This is a genomic window from Marinifilum flexuosum, from assembly GCF_003610555.1.
Classification (GTDB): domain Bacteria; phylum Bacteroidota; class Bacteroidia; order Bacteroidales; family Marinifilaceae; genus Marinifilum; species Marinifilum flexuosum.
Genome location: NZ_RAPQ01000008.1, coordinates 1,964,625 through 1,986,295, shown reverse-complemented (window position 1 = coordinate 1,986,295; position 21,671 = coordinate 1,964,625). Strand labels below are relative to the sequence as shown.

Annotated in this window: 19 protein-coding genes; all 19 read right to left on the bottom strand. The window is 32.7% G+C overall.

Annotated features, from left to right (window positions below; all coding sequences use genetic code 11):
- On the bottom strand, window positions 1-1,194 hold the full coding sequence (locus BXY64_RS08050; protein ID WP_120239368.1) for a glycosyltransferase family 4 protein: 1,194 nt from the start codon (window positions 1,192-1,194) through the stop codon (window positions 1-3).
- Complete coding sequence (locus tag BXY64_RS08045; RefSeq protein WP_120239367.1) at window positions 1,194-2,063, bottom strand: dTDP-4-dehydrorhamnose reductase family protein; 870 nt, start codon at window positions 2,061-2,063, stop codon at window positions 1,194-1,196. Before BXY64_RS08045 ends, BXY64_RS08050 begins: the two co-directional genes overlap by 1 nt.
- A 3-nt stretch (window positions 2,064-2,066) precedes the next feature.
- A complete protein-coding gene (gene wecB / locus BXY64_RS08040; RefSeq protein ID WP_211334435.1) occupies window positions 2,067-3,203 on the bottom strand; it encodes a non-hydrolyzing UDP-N-acetylglucosamine 2-epimerase in 1,137 nt (378 codons plus the stop codon).
- Window positions 3,188-4,216: a polysaccharide biosynthesis protein gene (locus BXY64_RS08035; protein WP_317124609.1), complete on the bottom strand. Its 1,029-nt coding sequence runs from the start codon at window positions 4,214-4,216 to the stop codon at window positions 3,188-3,190. The genes wecB and BXY64_RS08035 overlap by 16 nt, the downstream gene beginning before the upstream one ends.
- Before the next feature lie 3 nt (window positions 4,217-4,219).
- Window positions 4,220-5,332, bottom strand: a complete 1,113-nt coding sequence (locus BXY64_RS08030) for a glycosyltransferase (RefSeq protein ID WP_120239366.1) — start codon at window positions 5,330-5,332, stop codon at window positions 4,220-4,222.
- A 4-nt stretch (window positions 5,333-5,336) separates the two neighbouring features.
- Window positions 5,337-6,410, bottom strand: coding sequence for a glycosyltransferase family 4 protein (locus tag BXY64_RS08025; protein WP_120239365.1), 1,074 nt, complete (start codon window positions 6,408-6,410; stop codon window positions 5,337-5,339).
- A 10-nt stretch (window positions 6,411-6,420) separates the two neighbouring features.
- Complete coding sequence (locus BXY64_RS08020) at window positions 6,421-7,803, bottom strand: O-antigen polymerase (protein ID WP_120239364.1); 1,383 nt, start codon at window positions 7,801-7,803, stop codon at window positions 6,421-6,423.
- Window positions 7,804-7,810: 7 nt separating this feature from the next.
- Window positions 7,811-8,755, bottom strand: coding sequence for a glycosyltransferase family 2 protein (locus tag BXY64_RS08015; protein ID WP_120239363.1), 945 nt, complete (start codon window positions 8,753-8,755; stop codon window positions 7,811-7,813).
- On the bottom strand, window positions 8,755-9,828 hold the full coding sequence (locus BXY64_RS08010) for a polysaccharide pyruvyl transferase family protein (RefSeq protein WP_120239362.1): 1,074 nt from the start codon (window positions 9,826-9,828) through the stop codon (window positions 8,755-8,757). The genes BXY64_RS08015 and BXY64_RS08010 overlap by 1 nt, the downstream gene beginning before the upstream one ends.
- Window positions 9,829-9,838: 10 nt before the next feature.
- Window positions 9,839-11,377 carry a lipopolysaccharide biosynthesis protein gene (locus BXY64_RS08005; RefSeq protein ID WP_120239361.1) on the bottom strand — a complete coding sequence of 513 codons (1,539 nt, stop codon included), beginning with the start codon at window positions 11,375-11,377 and terminating at the stop codon, window positions 9,839-9,841.
- Window positions 11,377-12,294, bottom strand: a complete 918-nt coding sequence (locus tag BXY64_RS08000; RefSeq protein ID WP_120239360.1) for an aldo/keto reductase — start codon at window positions 12,292-12,294, stop codon at window positions 11,377-11,379. The genes BXY64_RS08005 and BXY64_RS08000 overlap by 1 nt, the downstream gene beginning before the upstream one ends.
- Window positions 12,291-14,099, bottom strand: coding sequence for a Coenzyme F420 hydrogenase/dehydrogenase, beta subunit C-terminal domain (locus BXY64_RS07995; protein WP_120239359.1), 1,809 nt, complete (start codon window positions 14,097-14,099; stop codon window positions 12,291-12,293). Before BXY64_RS07995 ends, BXY64_RS08000 begins: the two co-directional genes overlap by 4 nt.
- 21 nt (window positions 14,100-14,120) lie before the next feature.
- Complete coding sequence (locus BXY64_RS07990) at window positions 14,121-14,750, bottom strand: MBL fold metallo-hydrolase (RefSeq protein WP_120239358.1); 630 nt, start codon at window positions 14,748-14,750, stop codon at window positions 14,121-14,123.
- Entirely contained in the window at window positions 14,728-15,492 is a 765-nt protein-coding gene (locus BXY64_RS07985; protein WP_120239357.1) for an SDR family NAD(P)-dependent oxidoreductase, read from the bottom strand. Before BXY64_RS07985 ends, BXY64_RS07990 begins: the two co-directional genes overlap by 23 nt.
- 3 nt (window positions 15,493-15,495) lie before the next feature.
- Window positions 15,496-16,554, bottom strand: a complete 1,059-nt coding sequence (locus BXY64_RS07980; protein ID WP_120239356.1) for a 3-oxoacyl-ACP synthase III family protein — start codon at window positions 16,552-16,554, stop codon at window positions 15,496-15,498.
- A 6-nt stretch (window positions 16,555-16,560) separates the two neighbouring features.
- Window positions 16,561-16,785 carry a phosphopantetheine-binding protein gene (locus tag BXY64_RS07975; protein ID WP_120239355.1) on the bottom strand — a complete coding sequence of 75 codons (225 nt, stop codon included), beginning with the start codon at window positions 16,783-16,785 and terminating at the stop codon, window positions 16,561-16,563.
- Window positions 16,786-16,816: 31 nt separating this feature from the next.
- Window positions 16,817-17,926 carry a Wzz/FepE/Etk N-terminal domain-containing protein gene (locus tag BXY64_RS07970; protein ID WP_120239796.1) on the bottom strand — a complete coding sequence of 370 codons (1,110 nt, stop codon included), beginning with the start codon at window positions 17,924-17,926 and terminating at the stop codon, window positions 16,817-16,819.
- A gap of 353 nt (window positions 17,927-18,279) precedes the next feature.
- On the bottom strand, window positions 18,280-18,567 hold the full coding sequence (locus tag BXY64_RS07965; protein ID WP_120239354.1) for a GIY-YIG nuclease family protein: 288 nt from the start codon (window positions 18,565-18,567) through the stop codon (window positions 18,280-18,282).
- A 248-nt stretch (window positions 18,568-18,815) separates the two neighbouring features.
- Entirely contained in the window at window positions 18,816-21,251 is a 2,436-nt protein-coding gene (locus tag BXY64_RS07960) for an SLBB domain-containing protein (RefSeq protein ID WP_120239353.1), read from the bottom strand.
- Window positions 21,252-21,671: the final 420 nt, after the last annotated feature.

Below are 21,671 nucleotides of genomic sequence, written 5' to 3'. Positions count from 1 at the left end.
CTAATTAGATTTTATAAAGCTACAATACTGATCGATAACTTTCTCTTGAGAGAATAATTTTTCCGCAACCTCTCTTGAATTTTTGGAAAGAAGGTTATATGAATAGTCATCTAAAGAATAAAACCAATTTATCCCTCTTTTTATTGATCCAGGTTCATTTAAATCACAAACATAGCCAATCTCTTCTTTTGCAATGACTTGTGCTATTTCATCTTCGGGTTCACCTACATATAAAATAGGTTTTCCTGCGGCTAAATTACTATATGTTTTACTAGGTACACCTAATCCTGTCATCCCCTTTTGTAAACAAACAACAGATATATCACACAAATTCAAATATTTTTGAGATTCCTCCTTATCAAAAGAACCACCGTAAATGACACGTGAATCATTAGCTTCTAAAATATCATCTAGACATGCCCCCTTACCATAAAATACAAAAGCGATGTCTTTGTAATCAATACTTTTAAGACTTTCTAAAATATTTGGAATTCCTTGTAACCTACCAATATTTCCTGCAAATTGGAAAGTAAGTTTATTCTGCAATTTATATTCCTTCCGAATCAGATCTTTATAGTTCTCAATTGGTGTAATTGAATTTATATCTCCCCAATTAGGAATATATTCTATTGTTGGTGAATTATCTCCTGCTCCTGTCTTTTTGATAAATAACTCTCGCATATCTCTGCCACAGGTAACAATTGAATCAGCTTTTGAGTATGAAGAATTATAAATTCTCAATATTAACTTATATAGAATATTAGTTCTCTTAACTATTCCAGAAGCAACAAGGTTCTCTGGAAAAACATCATGCACTAAAAAAACAAGCTTAAATTTTTTATTCCACCTTTTATAGAGAGCAATTAATGGTACTATAAATGCTGGATTTGTAACGCAAATTACCGTTTCACCTTTTCTGTGTTCTTTAAGATACCTTGATAGCAATCTAATAGAAAGTACTAACAATCTATATAAACGAGGTAACAGTTTGTTCTTATCAATATTAATAGAAGGAACAATGATTTTCTTCAATCCAGCTTCTTGCTCTCTAATTATTGAGGAAGCATTACTAGATGTATATATCACAGTCAGGTTTGTATCCTTTGCCAATCCTTCAGCAATTCCCTTTATATAGTATCCAGTTGATGGTTCCTCCGGATAATAATATTCTGAAATGAGCTTAATCTCTTTCATTAATAAGTGTATGGATAATTAATTTCGTTTCCATATTCAATCATAAACTGTCTCTGCTCCTCAATCATTTTCAAGTATGATGAAACATTATAAGAAAAATCCTTCCTTACTGAAATAAGGCTTTTATCAACATGCTTTCCTTCAACTTTTAGAATATTAACATTTTCACGTTTATAAACAGTTTTAATTAAATGCAATAAATCATATTTTGATATTTTTTCACAATTCGTCACATTTAACAATCCTGTGATATTCTGTTTTATTGATTCATGAATTACTTTTGCTAATTCCAATGTAGTAATACCTCCCCAGATAGCTTTCGTAAATCCGTTAATTTCTCCCGTTTGATTCATAAACCAATGGAATAATCCTTCTCCATTTTCTTTAAGTTCAGGACCAATAATTGAAGTTCTTATCGTTAAATCTCTGTCATTTACGATCTCACCTAATGCTTTGCTTCTGCCATACACATCATCAGCATCTCTAAAATCTTCCTCTGAATACATTCCTTTTTTCCCAGAAAAAACACAATCCGTACTAATGTGAATCAGTTTAGCATTAATTGTCTTAGCTATAGATGATAATAAATGAGGTAACAATGAATTTATGTATATCGCATTGGAAGGATCCGATTTTGAACCTTTTATTAAAACACCTATACAATTAACGATAACATCTGGATTGATATTTTTAATGGCCTCCAAAAGAAGGTTCTTATCCTTAACATCCACAATAATACTATCATTATTCAAGGGTGTTCGAAATACTATATTCGAGATTTCATATTGATTGGTACCTTTTAAATAATGAAAAGCAACATGACCTGCCATTCCAGTAGCACCCAATATTAACATTTTTTTCTTAGCCATTATCTAATATTTTTTCCAAACAGTCCTATTAATGTAATCTGTATAAGAAAGAATTATTCTCAACATTTTCTTTGACACATTATTTGTTTCATAATCGAATACAGTTTTTATTGATTCAATGTTTTCATTAAAATGAGCTTCAACTACCTCAATAGATTGTAGTATTCTATCTTTTTCTAAACCTGTCATAATTAATGTTCCTTCATCCATTCCTTCTGGTCTTTCATGAGCCTGACGAATTGTGATAGCCGGAAATTTTAAAATTGAAGATTCTTCGGTGATCGTACCACTGTCAGAAATTACACAATACGCGTTCTTTTGAAGTTTAATATAGTCCAGAAAACCAAAAGGTTTCATAAATTCAATCAAGGGATTTTGATTTGTGAAACCAATACTTTCCAATTTCTTCCGAGTTCTTGGATGTGTTGAAACGATTACCTTCTTACCATACTTTTCTGTTATAGCATTTAGTGAATTCAATAAATTATTAAAATTCACCTCAGAATCAACGTTTTCTTCCCTATGCGTGCTTACAATAAAATATCCACCCTTAGCTAATCCTTCTTTGTCCAGGACATCTGACTTCTCAATATTTTCTCTATGATACTCCAATACTTCTCTCATTGGAGAGCCTGTTTTAATAACAGTCTCGGGTGCTAATCCTTCATCAATTAAATAACGACGTGCATGTTCTGAAAGAGGCAAATTAATGTCACTTAAATGATCTACAATCTTACGATTAATCTCCTCTGGCACACGTTGGTCAAAACACCTGTTTCCAGCTTCCATGTGAAAAATAGGAATTTTCCTTTTTTTAGCTGAAATAACAGCAAGACAGCTATTAGTATCTCCATATAATAATAAAGCATCAGGTTTTACTTCTTCAAAAATATTATCTGATTTCGTAATTACATTTCCTATTGTCTCAGCGGCATTACTTCCTGCAGCGTTCATAAAGATATCAGGTTTTCGAAGTCCTAACTGCTCAAAGAAAATTTCATTCAACTCATAGTCAAAATTTTGACCTGTATGAACCAATACATGATTTGTATGCTTATCTAATTCTGGTATAACACGACTCAACTTGATAATCTCAGGGCGTGTACCCACAATGGTCATTACCTTTAATTTTGCTTCCATTCAGCTAATTCATTTTGTATGTATTCCAAACTTAGTAATTTCTCTTTTACTTGTTCAATTGTCAAACGCTCTGTATTATGAGAGTTATAATCCTCTAATTCGGACGTTTTCACATCTCCATTGGTGAAATATTTACCATAGTTTAAATCGCGATTATCTGCTGGTACCTGATAAAAACCTTCCAAATCAATAGCTTTCGCCATTTCTTCACGAGTACAAAGAGTTTCATACAATTTTTCACCATGACGCGTTCCAATAACTTTTATCTCATTATCAGCATCAAATAATTCCTTCATAGCTAGTGCAAGATCACCTATTGTAGAAGCAGGGGCCTTTTGAACAAACAAATCTCCTTGCTTTCCATTCTTAAAAGCAAATAAAACCAAATCAACAGCCTCTTCCAACGACATCAAATATCTAGTCATATTAGGATCCGTTACTGTAATTGGTTGACCATTTTTTATTTGTTCTACAAAAAAAGGAATTACAGAACCTCGAGATGCCATAACGTTACCGTATCTAGTTAAACAAACCGTAGTTTCTTCCTCAGGAATATTTCTTGATGCAGCAACAGCAACCTTTTCCATTAAGGCTTTACTCATTCCCATCGCATTAATTGGGTAAGCTGCCTTATCCGTACTTAGGCAAATCACATTTTTCACTTTATTTGCAATAGCAGCCTTAATAACATTTTCAGTTCCCAATACATTGGTTCGTGTAGCTTCAATCGGAAAAAATTCACATGACGGCACTTGTTTCAAAGCTGCTGCCTGAAATACATAATCAACACCACGCATGGCCATTTCTATGCTATTATAATCTCGGACATTACCAATGTAAAATTTCACTTTAGGATTATTTAGTGCAACACGCATATCATGTTGTTTTTTTTCATCTCGTGAAAATATTCTAATTTCCTTAATGTCTGTATTTAAAAACCTATTTAACACAGCATTTCCAAACGATCCAGTACCTCCAGTAATTAAAAGAACTTTACCAGCAAAAATTGACATAGTCTATTTATTTAATTTATTCATATAATTATCTATATACTCTATAATTTCATGACGAGAAATACTGTTAGTAAAATCATCTTTCATATTTCTCCTTTGATCAATATCGGGCAATTTACTTGAAATTTGATGTATAAACTCATCTATAGAATTGGCTTCAAGCATAAAAGATGAATATCTTCTTGAAATTCCTTCAAATGCAATTTCCGTACCTATAATTGGTGTGCCACATGCCAAGGCCTCTAAATTCTTAAACTTTACTCCAGCTCCAGAAAATATAGGAGAAATCATAGCTTCACTATTAGCTATAATATTATAAGGATTGTCAACAAATCCAAGTAACTCAACTCCTTTGTATTCGCTTAATATTCTTTTATGCTTATCGGACATTCCTCCTCCAATAACCTTTAAAGTTTTACCATTATTAATTTTTGGAAAAATATTTTTAACAAACCATAATAAACCTTCATAATTATCAGGCCTCTTCCAGTAACCAAAACTGACATAGTAATTTTTAACTTCATCAATCCTAGATTTGATAGCATTTTCGTCTATATTAGCATTTGTACAAATAGCCTTTATATTATAAATGTCTCGAATTAGATCCGCATCCTTTTCACTAAAAGTAAAAACAGTAGAATTAGAATCCGAAAGATACTCACTCTCTGTTTTCCTGCATAATTTTGATAATACTTTCAATGAACTACGCTGAGTTCTTTGTAATATCACATCATGCGACATTAATATTTTCTTTTTATCAATATCCTTACCATAAATAAATGTTTGACTATGATCAAAAAATACCAGGTCATAACTATTACTATCAATCATTTTTTTAATATATTCTTTAACTTTTAGACTATACCTTACTGAAAAAAGTGGATAAACTAAAGGTTTAGAAAGGATAGCTGCTAATCTTGACCAATTAGATACATCAAATGACTTAACACTATTTAATTCGCAATTATTATATTCATTTTCATCACCCTTGTTAGTGAAATAAATTAAATCAATACAATATTTTTTTGATAATTTATCAAGAATACTTTTAGTATACTTAACCGCCGCACCAATATCTGATGGCATATATGCAGTTACAAACAATATTTTATTCATAATACTAATTAAACATTAGGGTCTTATTCCATTTTTTTAAGGTTGATAACGATTCATATTCTTGAGAATTTTTCAAACAGCTCTTCGAATAACTATCATAATTTTTAATAATTTTATCTATCATTTTATGGATGTAATCTATTGAAAACGTATCATATAATTCTCCGTCAATTGTATTTGAAACTATTTCAGGTATACCTCCTACCCTTGGAGCAATGCATGGTATTCCCATTTTTTTTGCTTCTAAAATAACCATCGGACAATTTTCAAACTTACTCGTTAATATCAAAATATCCGTATTAAAATAAATATTAGTCATATTAGATTCAAAGCCTTTAAATTCAACCGTCCCATGATACTTTGCTTTAATACTATTCTCAAGAGGTCCATCCCCCCATAAATAATACTTTCTCTCTATTTTAGAATCACCAGCTGCTATTTCACAGAATAAATCGGGTTGTTTTTCCGATGAAACTCTACCGACGTAAGAAATTTTACAAAAATCAGATTTACTATTCTTATCAATATTTACATTCAGCATAATTGGATTATGAATAACAATATGCTTCTCTTTTTTCAATAGTTTAACAAAAAATTTAGTTCCCCAACTATTTTTAGTGTAATTAGAAACAAATATTAATCGATCCATAAAAATTGTCAAAAAGGAAACAATCCAATCTATTGCTTCTCCTTTAAAGTTTTTCTCTAAAGCCGTTGAATGAAAAATATAACACTGCTTGTACTTTTTAAATATGCCGAAATACATAATGGCTAATATATAATATATAGACACCATGTAATTACCCCAAATAATAGTATCAGGATTTATTTGCTTCACATATCTAAAAAATTTAAACCCAATATTAAATTTATTTCCATGAATTTTATAATCATCAACTATATAATTCACAGTTTTTTTTTCTATCATTTTCCCATCAAGGTATTCATCACAGTATATTACTTCATGATTATTGCTTAAAACTTCAGCTATGGCCATATTAGCTGTAGCTGCACCTCCAAAAACAGGATTAGGGGAAATAATTAAAACCTTCATTCTTTTAAGTTTTTCAATTTTCATTAGTAATATATCATTTGAATGTTACACTCTTGACTTTGAATTGTTTTACCTTATTTAAAATAAGATACAACAAAACTATCCAGACTAATCCTCTTAAAGAAACCAGGTAAGAAGAACGGGTAATATAAATAACATCCATAAATAGAACAGAATATAAGATTATTGGAATAATATTATTTTTTAGAAAAACACTTCGATAAAGTTTCTTTAATAGAATTCCACCAAAAAACATAAGTAAAATCACCCCTATAATTCCAAAGGAAAGGTATATGTCTCCTATTATATTTGTACCTAAACCTACCACTTCCTTGTCCGGCTTATCTCCAAAGTATAATTCAGTAACTAATGCTGCAGATGAAATATCTGAAACACTCCAACCTGTTATATACAGAAAAATAGACTGCATAAATGGAATTACAGATAGTATATACATCAATAAAGTTTGCCCAAAGTTAATTCCATACAAATCTTTCTGTTCCATTAATACATAAAGACTACGATTATTAATTACTAATTCATTTCCAACTTTCAAAATAGGGTTTACTTGCATAGTAGAAGTCTCTAGAGCAACAGAAGGATTCCTAATAACACCTATTGCAAAAAGAGCTACACTTCCAAAAATAATTAATAAAACCACTACCTTTTTGGATAATTTATATAAGTATATATTATATAACAACAGAAGCAGGAGCAGAATTCTTAAAGGTATGGTTCTTGAACCTAATAATATTAGCAAAAATAAATAAACAAATATCATTGTGAAAACCAACCAATTCTTTCGAATAAAAAGAAATATTCCTTTTCTAGAGTAATTCAAAACAAAGTTATTTACTTTTACTATTACTACATAATATAGAACATATTGAATTAATACATTTATCAAACTACTTTCAAACTCTTTTGTAGGAACTCCTATAATCACTAATTGGATTAATCTTGGAATATACATACCTAAAAGAACACAAAGGAGAAGAGAACAATCTTTAAGCGTTTTATAATCTAATACCAAATCTGGTAAAAACTTACGCTTACTATCATAAATACCTAATGCATAAAAGGAATAACCTACATTAGCCAATGCGATTCCTGAAGAAATATAAGATTCATTAAATGGTAAAGAAAAAAGTAAAAAATAAGGGTTTACCGAATAATGAAATATCGGATAAACGTAAAATGTAAAACTATAAGCAACAAAAAAGAAAAATTCAAAATTAATTAAAGATAGCTTACAATTATTTCTAAGCAAAATTACATTCTCAAGAACATAAATTATGACACATGATATACCAAAGGAATAAGAATATTCATCAGGAGCTATAAAAAACATAACAAGTGAAACAATTGCTAGAATCCCTAATAATATAGTATTAAGAGAAGTAACGGATCTTTTCATTAAAGTTTTAATTTTTTATTGACATTATAGCTTTATATAAAAAGTTTAACCTAAACCAAACAATAGCTTGAATAATCTTAGCTTTTACTGAGAAATAATTATTACACAAAATATAATAATTTGCTTCTGGATAAAGTTCTCTCCAAAGTTTATAATCTGCGATATGATAATCAAGCAAATGATATTTTGAAATCAATTTTATCTTCGAAATTTCCTTTCTGGAATATACTCCAATTCTTTTCGCATTAATTTCTAAATTATTTGTATTAGTAATCAATTGCAAAATTTTATCCTTACTCCAATTGTTCACTAATGAATTCAAATTTGATCTATTATAATGATATAATGATTTATTTAAATAGGATACTTTATTTGTGGCTAGAAGAGTTGATACAACTATCATCATATCTTCGCCCATATCCGCATTATTAACAAAATCAAATTTTTTAATAAGATTCGCCTCAAATAATTTATTCCACAAAGCCCAAGAAACAGTTTTATTTCTATTAAACATTTGTGGCAATATCTTTGAATTATTTATACTTTGCTTTATCTCAATACTTTGACCTGTCCATTCTTCATAATAATCACAAATAACTACCTCCGATTTACAATCAATAGCTTTTTCAACCAAACATTGAAACATATCCAGATCTGCCCAATCATCAGCATCAACCCAACCTATATAATCTCCACTTGCAGCCTTTAGTCCTATATTTCGGACGCAAGCAGAACCTAAATTCTTATTATTTCTAATAATTTTTAATTGCTTCTTCCTAAAAGGATAGTCCTCAAGAACCCTCTTAAGAATAGAAATACTATTATCAGGAGAGCAGTCATCTACAAATATATATTCCATTTCACTATATGTTTGTTCAAATAATGAACGCACACATTTTTCTATATATTTTTCTACCTTATATATAGGAATAATAACAGAAACTTTAGTCATCAGGAAAGGCTGTTTTTTAAAAATAAGTTGCTTTGATCTCGCAATTCTTCTAATTTTTCATTTATTTCAATCCAATTAATGCTACAATCATTATTTAAGTCCAGGCCATACAACAATCTGCTTTTTAGTCCAAATAATGATAACAATGATTCAAACCTTGATGCACCTCGTTCTAAATTGCAAATAGAATAAAAGTCCTTATTGAAAATAATGGAAAAAATTGTTCCATGAAATGAATCGGTAATTACAAATTCTGCATCACGGAAAGTACTCAACCAAGTTTCAATAGTATCATACTTATGTGTTATTTCAACTACATTCATTAATTTTACCCTAAGGTTCTTTTTCTTTGCGAAACTCTCAACAAAGTTCATTTTTTCATTAGTCATATCAAGAATGTAAACTGCCAGAGTAGGAGAACTATACTTCTCCACATTTTTACATATTTTCTCATATTCACTTTTTGACAACAATAAAGTTGGATCAAGCACGACTTCAGCCTTTTGATTAAGAAATGAATTGCATAATTTAACGCCACTATCCTCCCTAACCGAAACTGCATCAAATTGTTTAATTAAATCCTTACAAAGTTTTGTTTGGTCCACAGAGAACTCCCACTCATCAGTACCAAACGAAGCAGCATAAGCAATTTTTCTTATCTCTATATTTCGCGCAAAATTAAGAAATAGATCTTCAATATGAAGATTATAGCATGGACGCCATACTTGATCGCTACCTACAAGCAGTGCATCAAAATTATATTTTAACACTTCCTTTTCTTCAAACCATAATTTCTTTGTTGAACATTTAACATTCCTATCAACAAAGTCAGTTAATGGCTTCTCTTTTTTTAATTTAACCCAAGGTGCCAATGGATATTGTAATTCCCTACCTATTAATTTCAGGATGAATATTTTAATCATAGACACTAACCAATTCAGAATGGTATACTTACCAATCCTTATGGTTGTAGGATCATGTCCCATTTTTTTTAACACTACTTGAAGTGCGTAGTTTTGAAGTATCCCACCGTAGTTATGTCCTAATGGATGTGTTAATATTCCAATTTTCATTTTAACTGCTTCAAATATTAAATTTTAAACTTATCTTATTACTTATCACATCAATAATTTTCTTTCTTATTTTTTGATCCAAACCTATAAAAAAGACACTTAAAGCCACTGAAATTATAGTAATCATACCCAGTGAAATAAAACCAATCATAGTTCCTTTATCAAAAATAAAATTACAAATGATAGGAATGGGGAGTGCACAAAGACTTACCCACCAACAAGAGGTAAAAACTTTTAAAATATCCTTCTTTTTATAGTCCACTACTTTTATTATTATTATCGGTTTAACAACAACACCTATTATTGCATAAGCAATAAGACTTGCCCAAGATAATGTAACAGGAGAATATCCTGACTGAAATAAGAAATAGGTGACAGGAAATATTAGAAAGCTAATAGTGGGTGAGATCAATGCATTTTCCCTTAACCTTCCTTTAGCATATAGTGCCATATAAAATGAATAGTCGAACACTTGAAATAAACTCTGAACAATAACAATTTGAAGAAAAATTACAGTATAATCTGGCACCTCAACTAACCACAACTCCAACAGGGGTTTGGCTAACAAGCAGATGGGAAAACTCAATATCAACATTAAATAATAAGAATATTTAGTAGACGATAATAAAAGTTCTTTTGACTCCTCATAATTCCCAGAGGCATATTGCTTTACAATCTGAGGGTTAACAGCTGTCCTAAAATTATTTACAAACTGTGTTGCAGCCATGTTTACTTGAATAGAAATAGCTCGCGCTGCAACAACAGTAGGTGAAAAAAACATATTCAAAAGTAATAGCACTCCCTGACTATTTAAAGCAATTGATGCATTAGCAAATAAACTCCACCCAGAAAAACCTGCAATTTCTTTAAATATGGTTTTATCGAAAATAAATTTGTACCTGGTTTCATTAAAATTACTAATACAATATATTCGATAAAACAACATTACTCCGATTTGAACTGCGCATAGCAAAACTGCATAAAATATTAACTTATCTATTCCACCAAGTGGTAATAGATATACGATTAACAATTTTGCAGATACTTCAAAAATACTAACATAGGCATATATGGACATTTTTTCGTGAGCAATTATACTAGCATTATACGGCACTTGTGTTAAAGACACCACAGCCGTAAAAATGGATACATGAAAGACAAAAACTGCAGCATCCATTCTATCAGGGCTAATTATCAATTTATTATATAAAAACCACGGGCCTGAAATCTCAGCAATTATAGCAATTAATAATGCCAAAATAATATGAACTGTTAATATTGTTGAGAATGTACGACGAAGCTTTTCCTTATTACCTGTGCCTAGTTCAAAGGTTATAAATCTAGATGACCCTGTACTTAAGGCACTACTAACAAAAGATAAAAATCCAACGATTCCTCCAACAGATTGATAAATACCAAAATCGTTTACTCCTAAAATATCTAATATGACACGAGATGTATACAAAGACACAAACAACGTAAACATCATACGGATATACAAGAACAATGTGTTCTTTGCTATTGTTTTATTATTAGTAGTTTCTCTCATTAAAGAACAGAAAAATCGCAGTTATCAGGATCATAACGTAAACGTGAATTAATATTAATGCTATCTATTTTAAGCATTTCCTCTTTGGTTAATTGAAAATCGAATACCGATATATTTTCTAACTGACGCCTTTTATTTGATGAACGTATTATTGGAACTACTTTGTTTTGTAGGTGCCACCTAATAACAATCTGAACAATACTTTTATTATACTTTTGTGCTATTTGCTTTAAAGCAGGGAGTCTTATTAGACGATCATCAAAACGTGCTATTGCAGTATATCCTTCAACTATAATTCCCTTTTTCGAACAATATTCTATCAATGGTTTTTGAGTAAACAGAGGATGTACTTCTACCTGATTAATTGTAGGAAGAATTTCACTCTTTTTAATCAAATTATCTATATGATGTTGGTGACAATTTGCTACACCCAATGCTCTAATATAACCTTCCTTATATAATTCGACCATTTCAAGCCAAGTATCCTCATAATAACCTGTTACAGGCCAATGAAACATATAAAAGTCAATATAATCTAATTCTAGTTTTTTTAATGACTCAAAGAAAGAAGTTCTAACATCTTTGTTCAATTGCTGGTGATTAGTAATCCTTGATGTAACAAACAAATCTTCTCTTTCAACACCACTTTTCTGTATTGCCTTAGCAATTAACTTTTCACTTCCGTAAGCAGCTGAATAATCTATTAATCTATAGCCTGTATTAATGGCACTAACAACCGACTTTATATACTTCTTTGCCTTATAGATGTATAATAATCTATTTGATATCTTGTTACATAATTGTCCAATTTTTGACTTTCCAAATATTTGAACTGAGTAACCTCTCATAACACTTCCTGGTCCAATACCTATAAGTGGAATATCATAACCATTATTTAGCTTAATTTTTTCCATCATAACTTCCAAAGAATATCTCTCATCACTACTTTTGCTGGATTTCCACTTACTAAACTATGCGCTGGAACATTCTGAACTACATAAGAAGAAGCTCCAACAACAGCACCCTCTTTAACTTTTACCCCTGGACATATAATACTGCCACTGCATAACCAAGTATGATTCTCAATTATAACAGGACGTAAAACCTTATAGCCATCGATCGCAATTATATGTGCATTAGTATCTCTGATAGAAACCTCGCGTCCTAAAGATACCCGACCTCTCAGTTCTATTTTTTTGCCACATATAATTGTACAACCATAATTAGTTCCTGAGTTACCAATTTCTAAAGTAGCATTTTCAAACACCTCAACCATACTTCCATACCCTAACTCAAAACGTTGATCAATAAATAAATTCCCCTTGTTAGCAATAGATAAAACAGTCTCAGCACGAGATTTTCTAATTTTTTTACTTCCTACTATTAAAGGACCATTTAGTTCAATTTTTGCACCTTTTTTTATTTCAATTATGGCATAAGGAGTCGGATAAATAAAACCATTATTCATCCAGTTTGTTTTAACATTTCTTTTTAAAAAATTATAGAAGATAAATTTCCAAATTGGTCTAATTCTGCATTGAGTGTGGTTTTTAACTGATAAAACAATTCGAGCGATTTTTTTCAACTTCTCTACAAATGTTAACTTTCTCCTAACTTGAGGAGTGCATATATTAACAGCTTTCTCAATTCCTTCCTCCTCCATCAAATTAAAAAAGAATTTACGATCCACCTTGGGATACGCTTGACTCTCAATTAATGCCGGGTTATATTTTTGAATATCCTTTAAAAAAGCATCTTTCAAAATTAATCTTGAATTAAGCTTTTTCAGATATCCGAGTCCTTTTTCTGTATTCACAATAATAGCTGAAGTACCTGCATTATCATCCAATTCAGGGAAATAGTTCTCAACTCCCCAAAAGTCCGCAATGGTTATATCCGCATTTCTAGGATATCCTTTATACTTGCAATTATAACAAGACGGACGGCTTACAACATTTCCATGGTATGCCAAACTATATAAATCACCATCTGCCATTGAGCTATAATAAGATTTTCCATTCTTAAAGTCAAAGCGCTTCACTAACTCCCTCCATCCCAACTCTTTATCTTTGAACTTAAATGAAATCAGCTTACTTCCAACTTTTTCCTCCCAGTGCTCAAGATATTTACTATAGAATTTAGGAGATGTTATACTTTTGCAGATAAAATCAACAATTAATAGATTTTCATAATCCTTACCTAAAAACCCCCTTAATCCAGCCATTTGACATGGGGTTCCACAAACCAACACTTTCCTATCTTCATTCAATAGCAGCTTAACATTTTTGTAGAATCCATCTATTTTACTCTGAGAATATTTGCTTTGTCTTAATTTTACTAAATCATCAACATTATCAGAAATGTAATGCTTAACTTCAAAATTCTCTCCATAAATAGCTCCTCCAACATAGCCATTTTCCTTGTAAGTATTCTCTGCTAAGGCGCTAAACACCCCCCCTGAAGTACTATTAAAACGTGTTTCTATACTTTTGTGTATAGCAACAAAACATTTAGGCTCCTCTAGTGTAGTTATTTTGGATTTATGAAGATTAATTACAGGACATTTTTTTTCGCATAAATTACATTTAGTACATTTATTTGAATCTATCTCAGGATACCAAAAACCTTCTATATCGCTAATTAGTGATATTGCTTTCGTAGGGCAAACATCAACACAAACACTACATCCAGTACAATCCTTCTTTTCTAAAACATCTATCATGATAGTAATTGAGTTTATTTCTTAAAGTTCAATCTTCTTAATAATACCTCCATGCCCAGGAAGGATAATATAATTATCACTACATTCTTTTAAAACCTTTTTCCTACTTTCTTCAGCTAATGATTTATCACCTCCTTTTAATGTTGTAATTACCTTTGTTTCAGGAATAATTAAATCACCTGTAAATACATTATTATCAAAAAACACAGTCATCCCACCAACACTATGCCCCAGGGAAATTATAAACTTAAAATCCAAATCTATCAAGCTCATTGATTTATTAGATCTTATTTCATATTCAGCACACTGCACAGCATATGTCTCATACCCTTCAAAATATTCCGAAAGATTATAGGCACTATCTGCCATTGCTTTATTACAACCACTAGAACAAATCAACTTTATTTCAGGATATATTTCTCTTAGCTGATTAACTCCCGATGAATGATCACAATGTTCATGCGTAAGAATTATAAATCTAGGCACCATGCAATTTTTACTAAGAAACAATTCAATATCCGTAATATCTGGAGATCCTGGATCAATTATAACTCCTCCACTTTTGCTACATACTATATAACAATTAGATGATACTGGTTTATTAATAATCCTTTTAATTTTATAATTATCACCCTGAAGTATATCCACCATCAATAATAATATTTTGACCAGTCATCCAATTAGCAGCATCACTTAATAAAAAAATACATGCATTAGAAACATCTGTTGTTTTACCTAGTCCTAGATGAAAGCCTTGACTTCTTTTAATCCTTTCATCATCTGACAGCTTTGAAAGAAAACTTTCCATCATAGGAGTTAGAATAGTTCCAGGAGATACACAGTTTACATTTATACTCCTAGGAGCTAATTCTAAAGCAAGACTTCTTGTTAATGAAATCAATGCTCCTTTTGATGCAGAATAAGCCGTCAATCCAGCTCTACCAATTACTCCTGTTATAGATGCAATTAGGACATGTTTTTGTCCATCACCTTTAAATTTCCTACTAGTCAATATTTTCAGCAATTCTACTGCACTGATAACATTAACATCGAAAACTTCCTTCATATCTTGTTGTTTAGTAAGCTTTAATGGCAATGTTTTTTCTATTCCTGCAGCATGAATAAAACCATTAACCTTACCAAGAGAGGACACTACAGTTGATATAACATCTTTAAGGCACTTTACATCCGCCAAATCAACTGAGAACATCAAATGTTTCTCTCGATTCTTCATTTGAGAAATCGTCATTTTTAACCTATCACAATCTCTTCCAAGTAATGCAACTTTTGCCCCCATCTTACTACAATCAATAGCACATTGTTGCCCTATTCCTGATGAAGCACCTGTTATAACAATAACTTTATCCTTAAGACTAAAGGGATTAAAATTCATAAATTAAATTTCTACTATTTCACTAATTGCACAATTATCCAAATTTATAACACCTGTAGCCCAAGTCATGCCAACACCGAAAGCACTCAAAAGAACTTTTTTAGGGGTGGTAAATTGTTCTTTCAACTCGCTTATAATAGTTAATGGTACAGATACAGAAGAAGTATTACCATATTTATGAATAGTCGCTGGTATTTTAGTAGAATCCAGTTTTAATTTCTTTGCAATATATGAATTGATAAAATTATTTGCCTGATGAAAAACATAATAATCAAACTCATCTTTATCCATTTCTGCATATTTCATCAAGAATTTTAAATCCTTCGGCACTTCTCTTATTACAAAGTTAAAAACATCTCCACCTTTCATATATCCATGTTCATCACTACGAATATTACCATATTCATCCACAACCTTTTCTTCCAAAGTTTCTAATGAACTGGGACAACGATATCCACCTCCTTTTATCATTATTAGGTCAGATCTTGATCCGTCAGAGTTTAACGAAAAGTATGATTTTCCAAATTTTTCGTTTCTCTCTATCAACGCAACCACTCCAGCATCTCCAAAAATAAAGGCACTTTGTCGATCCTTAGGAGAATAAACTTTAGATCTAGTTTCCCCATCTAATATTAATGCTTTACGAATATTTTTATTTTGCATGAACCCATAAACCACAGATAGTCCATAAATAAATGCAGAACAACCAAGATTAATATCAAAAGCAATAGTTTTATTTGATAAACCCAAACGATCTTGCAACAACAATGAGGTAGCAGGCATTCGATAATCAGGTGTCTGTGAAATGAAAACAATCAAGTCAATTTCATTTTTATCAATCTGATTATCCTCTATTAACTTTTCCGCAGCAGCAAAGCACAAATCCGAAGCACATGTACTAGAATCAACAAATCTACGCTCATAAATTCCAATTTTATCCACTACTTCTTTTACTTGTTCAACTGGAAAATGCTTTGTATACTCGTAGTTATTAATAACAGTTTTAGGAACGGCACCAGACATAGCTGAGATTCCAATATTTTCAAACTCTAAGACCGCCATATAAAACTATGATAAAGTTATGCCATATAAATCCTGAATCGTTTGACAAGCTTTAATTTCCTTATCTCCTACTTGCTTCTCATATTCTTCATCCATCATAGCAATTAACATCATAATAGACAATGAACTCCATTCATCTAATTCTCTAAATTCCGTTTCCGCATTCAAAATTTCTACTTCTTCAACTTCAATTGCCTCCGCAAATTTTTCAATAAACTCCTTAATTTCCATATTCTATCTTCTTACAAATTAATTTTAAAACTCATCCTTCATTCCATTCAAGTTGTATACCTCTCCAAAACTTTCTCAAAAAAATTACACCAACACCTATTACTCCTCCAAGTAATGTAGTAACTATTAAAATAATTGATCTTTTAGGTTTTGAACGTTCAAAGGGTATATATACAGGCTCAATTACCGTAAAAACGGGAGTATCTTCCTTAACTTGAATTTTCTGGAGCTCCAATTTTTTAGCTAATTCGGAAAAAACACCATAAACCAAGTTATACTCTGCAGTTAATCGTTCTAATTCTGTTTGCGCTAATGCCGAACTTATATTTCTATTACTATCTCTAAATCGTGCTAACTTTTGTTGAGCTTCTTGTGTCTCTTTCTCCTTTTCAAGATAACGCTCTTCTACAAATACCAACTGATCCTTTGCTTTTTGTATTTTAAACTTAGTGATTGCATCTTGTAAGATTATTTGCGCACTTTGTACCATCTGAGCAGCAGCTTTCGCTTCTGGCATTTTTACCGAAATATATAAATACCCATTCTTTTTGTTAAACTCAACAGATAACTTACCTTGTAGAAGATCAATAAGATCTTTTTCATCTTGGGTAATTGACAATAAACCATCCTTTGTTGACTGCGCATTAGTGACTGAGGATGTGCCACGAATTTTTTTTAGGATTAAGCCCGGTAAGCCAATTGTATATTTTTTAAAATATGTAAGTAGACCTGTTTTTTTGATTTCTAAATAATAGTTGGCAAATGTTACTTGCTTATCCTCTCCTTCAATGGTCAAAGGTGTTTTCATTAAATCTTTTTGAAAGGCAATGCTGTTCACAATTTTAGGGTACAAAGTTGGTGGGATGTCTGATCCTACGCCCACTGAACCTAGATTAATTCCAGCCATAGCTGCTAATCCTCCAAGGCTTCCTCCCAGCTTACTACCGCCATCAGTCATTTGTGGCACGATAGTACATGAAGCAGTGTATTCTTTTTCTGAGAATATGGCTACGAAGATACCTATGAGCATGAAAATGATGGTCGTCTTTATTACTGTTCGGCGGCCTTCCCAGAGGGTTTTGGCGAGTGCAATTAGGTCGATTTCGTCGTCGGCTTGGGTTATATTTTTTTGTTCTTGCATACTGTGTATGTTGATTTCGCCGATTTTTATATTGATTACGCGGATTAGGACGGATTTCACTAATAAGCGTTTCTACTTTTAATCAGCGTTTATTTTTTTATTGTGTTTATCTATCTTTCGTACTATTCTATTTCTAATATTATGCTGTCCCAACAACTGTCTGGATCAGCACCTTTTCAATCTTATGTTTTTTTTGTCATGCTGAGATTATGAGATCCTGAAACAAGTTCAGGATGACTGTGTCAGTTCAGGATGACGGCGTCAGCTCAGCACCTGTTTCTGTATTCTTGAGATCCTGAGATAAACTCAGGATGACTGCGTCAATTCAGGATAACTCCACAGAATAATTTCATTTATCTAAAATCCATTTTTAAATCTTTTAATCCTGGATTCAAACTCTTAATTAAATTTAACTTCCATTCTCTCTTCCAATTTTTCAATTGTTTTTCTCTGGCTATAGCTTCACTTATATCATCAAACTCCTCATAATAAAGCAAGTCAGTCAAATTGTATCTTTTTGTAAACTTTGCTCCTATCCCTTCCGAATGTTCAGCCATTCTTCTATTCAAATCAGAGCTTACTCCAATATACAATGTCGTTCTATTTTTATTTGACATGATATATATGTATGCTCTCTTCATTTTTCGTCCTGCTGATTTTTCAGCACTTATATATATAATGCTGGACTCATTTCAGCATCTCTTTCTTCTTATTTCTTAGATCCTGAGATCCTAAGATCCTGAAACAAGTTCAGGATGACCTCGTCAGTTCTGGATGACCTCGTCAGTTCTGGATGACGGAATGACTGCAAAGATCAGGATGACTGTAAATCTGTTCAATCCAAATCAAAAACCTCCCCCTGCATCCCCCTTAAAAGAGGGACTTTACCCTAACGGGTAGCAACTGCTATTGCCGTAATCAAACTCGCCAATGTTGATGTGAAGGCCAGCCACTTGCTTGCGTTTGCAGCTTTGTCTACTTCTGGTTTTTCCGGAACGATGATTTCACAGCCTGGTTCGATTCTTGGGAATCGTCTTCCGAATAATCCACCTTTTGTGGCTGCTGTTGTTCCGTTGGCATAGAGCACATAAACTTTTCCTTTCTTGGCTCTTTGGGCAAAACCACCTGAGCTCATGATGTAATCTTTTGCTTTTTTCTTGTCTGTAAAAGTATGTGCCACCGGGTTCAATACCGAACCTGATACCATAACGGTTTGCAATTTGGAAGGCACCATCAACTGATCCCCATCCAGCATTTGCAAATCTTCCACACAACCCGGTTCTTTCATGATTTTTGGCAGATCAATTCCTACTATCTGATACTGTACCTTTTCTACCTCTTCGGCATTCATGGTGGTATCCTGCATGGCAATGGCTAGTTTTGCCTGGTATTCTGCTTCGCTCAATTCTATTCTTCTGCGCAAAGAGGCTCCTTTCACATAGGCTTCAGGGGTCAAACCTCCAGCCCTGCGAATGACATCTGATATCTTTTCATCCTTGCGGGTGATCCCATACTCTCCCGCATACTTTACTTCTCCCTGCACACTTGCGGTTCCTTGTGGGCGATATCCTGGTGCTCGGCGAATGTATACCTTATCGAAGGCATTCAAAATAAATGCTTCACCTTCTGCATCCAGCTTCAGGTTACGATCCAATCCATATTGATAGGTATGCAATAATGATTTGGTCAATTCTTTGGTTTCGTTGTAATCCAATACACGGCTTACCTCCACAGAGCTCACCTCTGCATTTTCCAGGAATCCACCTGCCTGGAAAATCAGGTCGGCAATTTTCATGTTCTCTGCCCAGGCATAGCTTCCCGGGAATTGCACTTCTCCTACAATTTCAACCGTGCGCGCTTCGCGCAGATCGAAAATGGAAGAGATCTGAATTCGATCTTCACGCTGCAATAATACATCCGCTTTACCATTCAAGACTTCACGTGGCGAGAACGAGATGGCCTCCAGACTTAAATCCTTCTGCTTGCGGGTAATGACACCACGTTCCATAAAGGCTTCCTCTTTCAGGCCTTCTGCTTTTGCAATTAATTCAGAAAGCTTCATCCCATCTAACAACTGATAATCACCAGGACGATAGACTGCCCCTTCAATGCTGATTCTATTTTCGAAACGCTCTGTAATGGCACCTGATTTAATCTCATCACCATTCATTAATGTAATTTGATTGTATTTGTCAGCTGGCACATCTACCACACTTAGTGTACGAGAATTATTTCTGTACAGATCCAAACGGTGCGTATAGGCTTTATCGGTAAAACCACCTGCGAAACGCAAAATATCGGCTACAAACTCGCCATCCTTGGCCTCAAACAAACCCGTACGTTTGAATTCACCCGCTACCTTAATGCGATTAACATATGGGCGCACCATGATTACATCCTGATCGCGCAATTGCACATTGTTTTGAGTTTTTCCATCAATTAAATATTCATATACATCTACCGAATTGATCACTTTCCCGTCACGAATCAAATCGATTACACGAAAAGATCCATTTTCATTTGGCCCTCCTGCCAAATACAGTGCATTGAAAACAGAAGCGGTTGCCGGCAAATCGTAGGTTCCTGGTAAGTTCACCTCCCCTATTACATTAACCTTCACTCCCTTTAAGGCTCCCAAACTTACATCTGCAAATGTATTGGGCTGATTTCCTTGCATGCCATTGTAAATGGAAATTAATCTGGATTTGATTTTTTCACTGGCCTTTGCGAAAGACATTCCATATACATTGACTGGACCCAAATCAGGAATGATAATGGCTCCATTTTTTTGAACCACCAACATATAAGACTGTTGAGATGCACCATAAACTGCAATATTTACTTCATCTCCTATGCCCAAAGCATAAGAATCTGAAACCGGAACATCCACATTTGGCGCAAAGCTCAAATTCTCTGAGTTGAAAAAATGAAAACCAAAAATCTCTTTGTTTTTTTCTGTTGCTTTGAACTCCTTCTTCTCTGATCCTGCAGATAAATCTGCAGGCGATTCAGCAGGCAATTCAGAAGTTTGCACATTTGTATTTGATCCAGCAAATTGATTTTTCAATTTGTAATCCTTGATGCGCTGAGTCATTTGATCGATTTGCATTTGAGAAGCTCCCCGTGCACGAGCCAAAGCCATAGCTTCTTCCAGACTCATACCATTCTTCTCCATTTCGGAGATGATTCGTTCAATTTGCTTGTCGCTTAATGCATTTACATTTACCGTGGCCGGGTTGATATTTGTATTTTGCGCCTCTGCTCCCAGAGCAGCAAAAGCGAAGATCAATCCCAGAAAAAGAGTTTTTCGAAATAATCGAATCATAATTGTATTCTATTAAAAAGCTTATGGTTTACACCTATTATTCAATCTAGACCGTTTTGCTTTGATCAAACCCCACTTATGTCTGATCAAAGATTTTCACAGTTGCGCAAAAATAAAAAACTGTCGTCCAATTCCCTAATTTTTGGGCTATTTTATCTTATATTTTTCTAACATATTTTTAAGGCAATAGTAAAATTCCAAAAAACAAATCTCTAGCTCCAAAGACCAAAATTTACACCTCAATGATCTAAACGCTGTGTTTAGTGATCAATGATCAGTTAATAGTGATCAAAACAGTGAACAATGATCAGTAATCAGTAATCAGTAAGTTGAGAGCGATACCTTCCCACTCCCCACATTCCCACTCCACTTATGACTTTTAAAGTTTAGATCTCTCGGTTCCTGATAATTCGTGGGAGC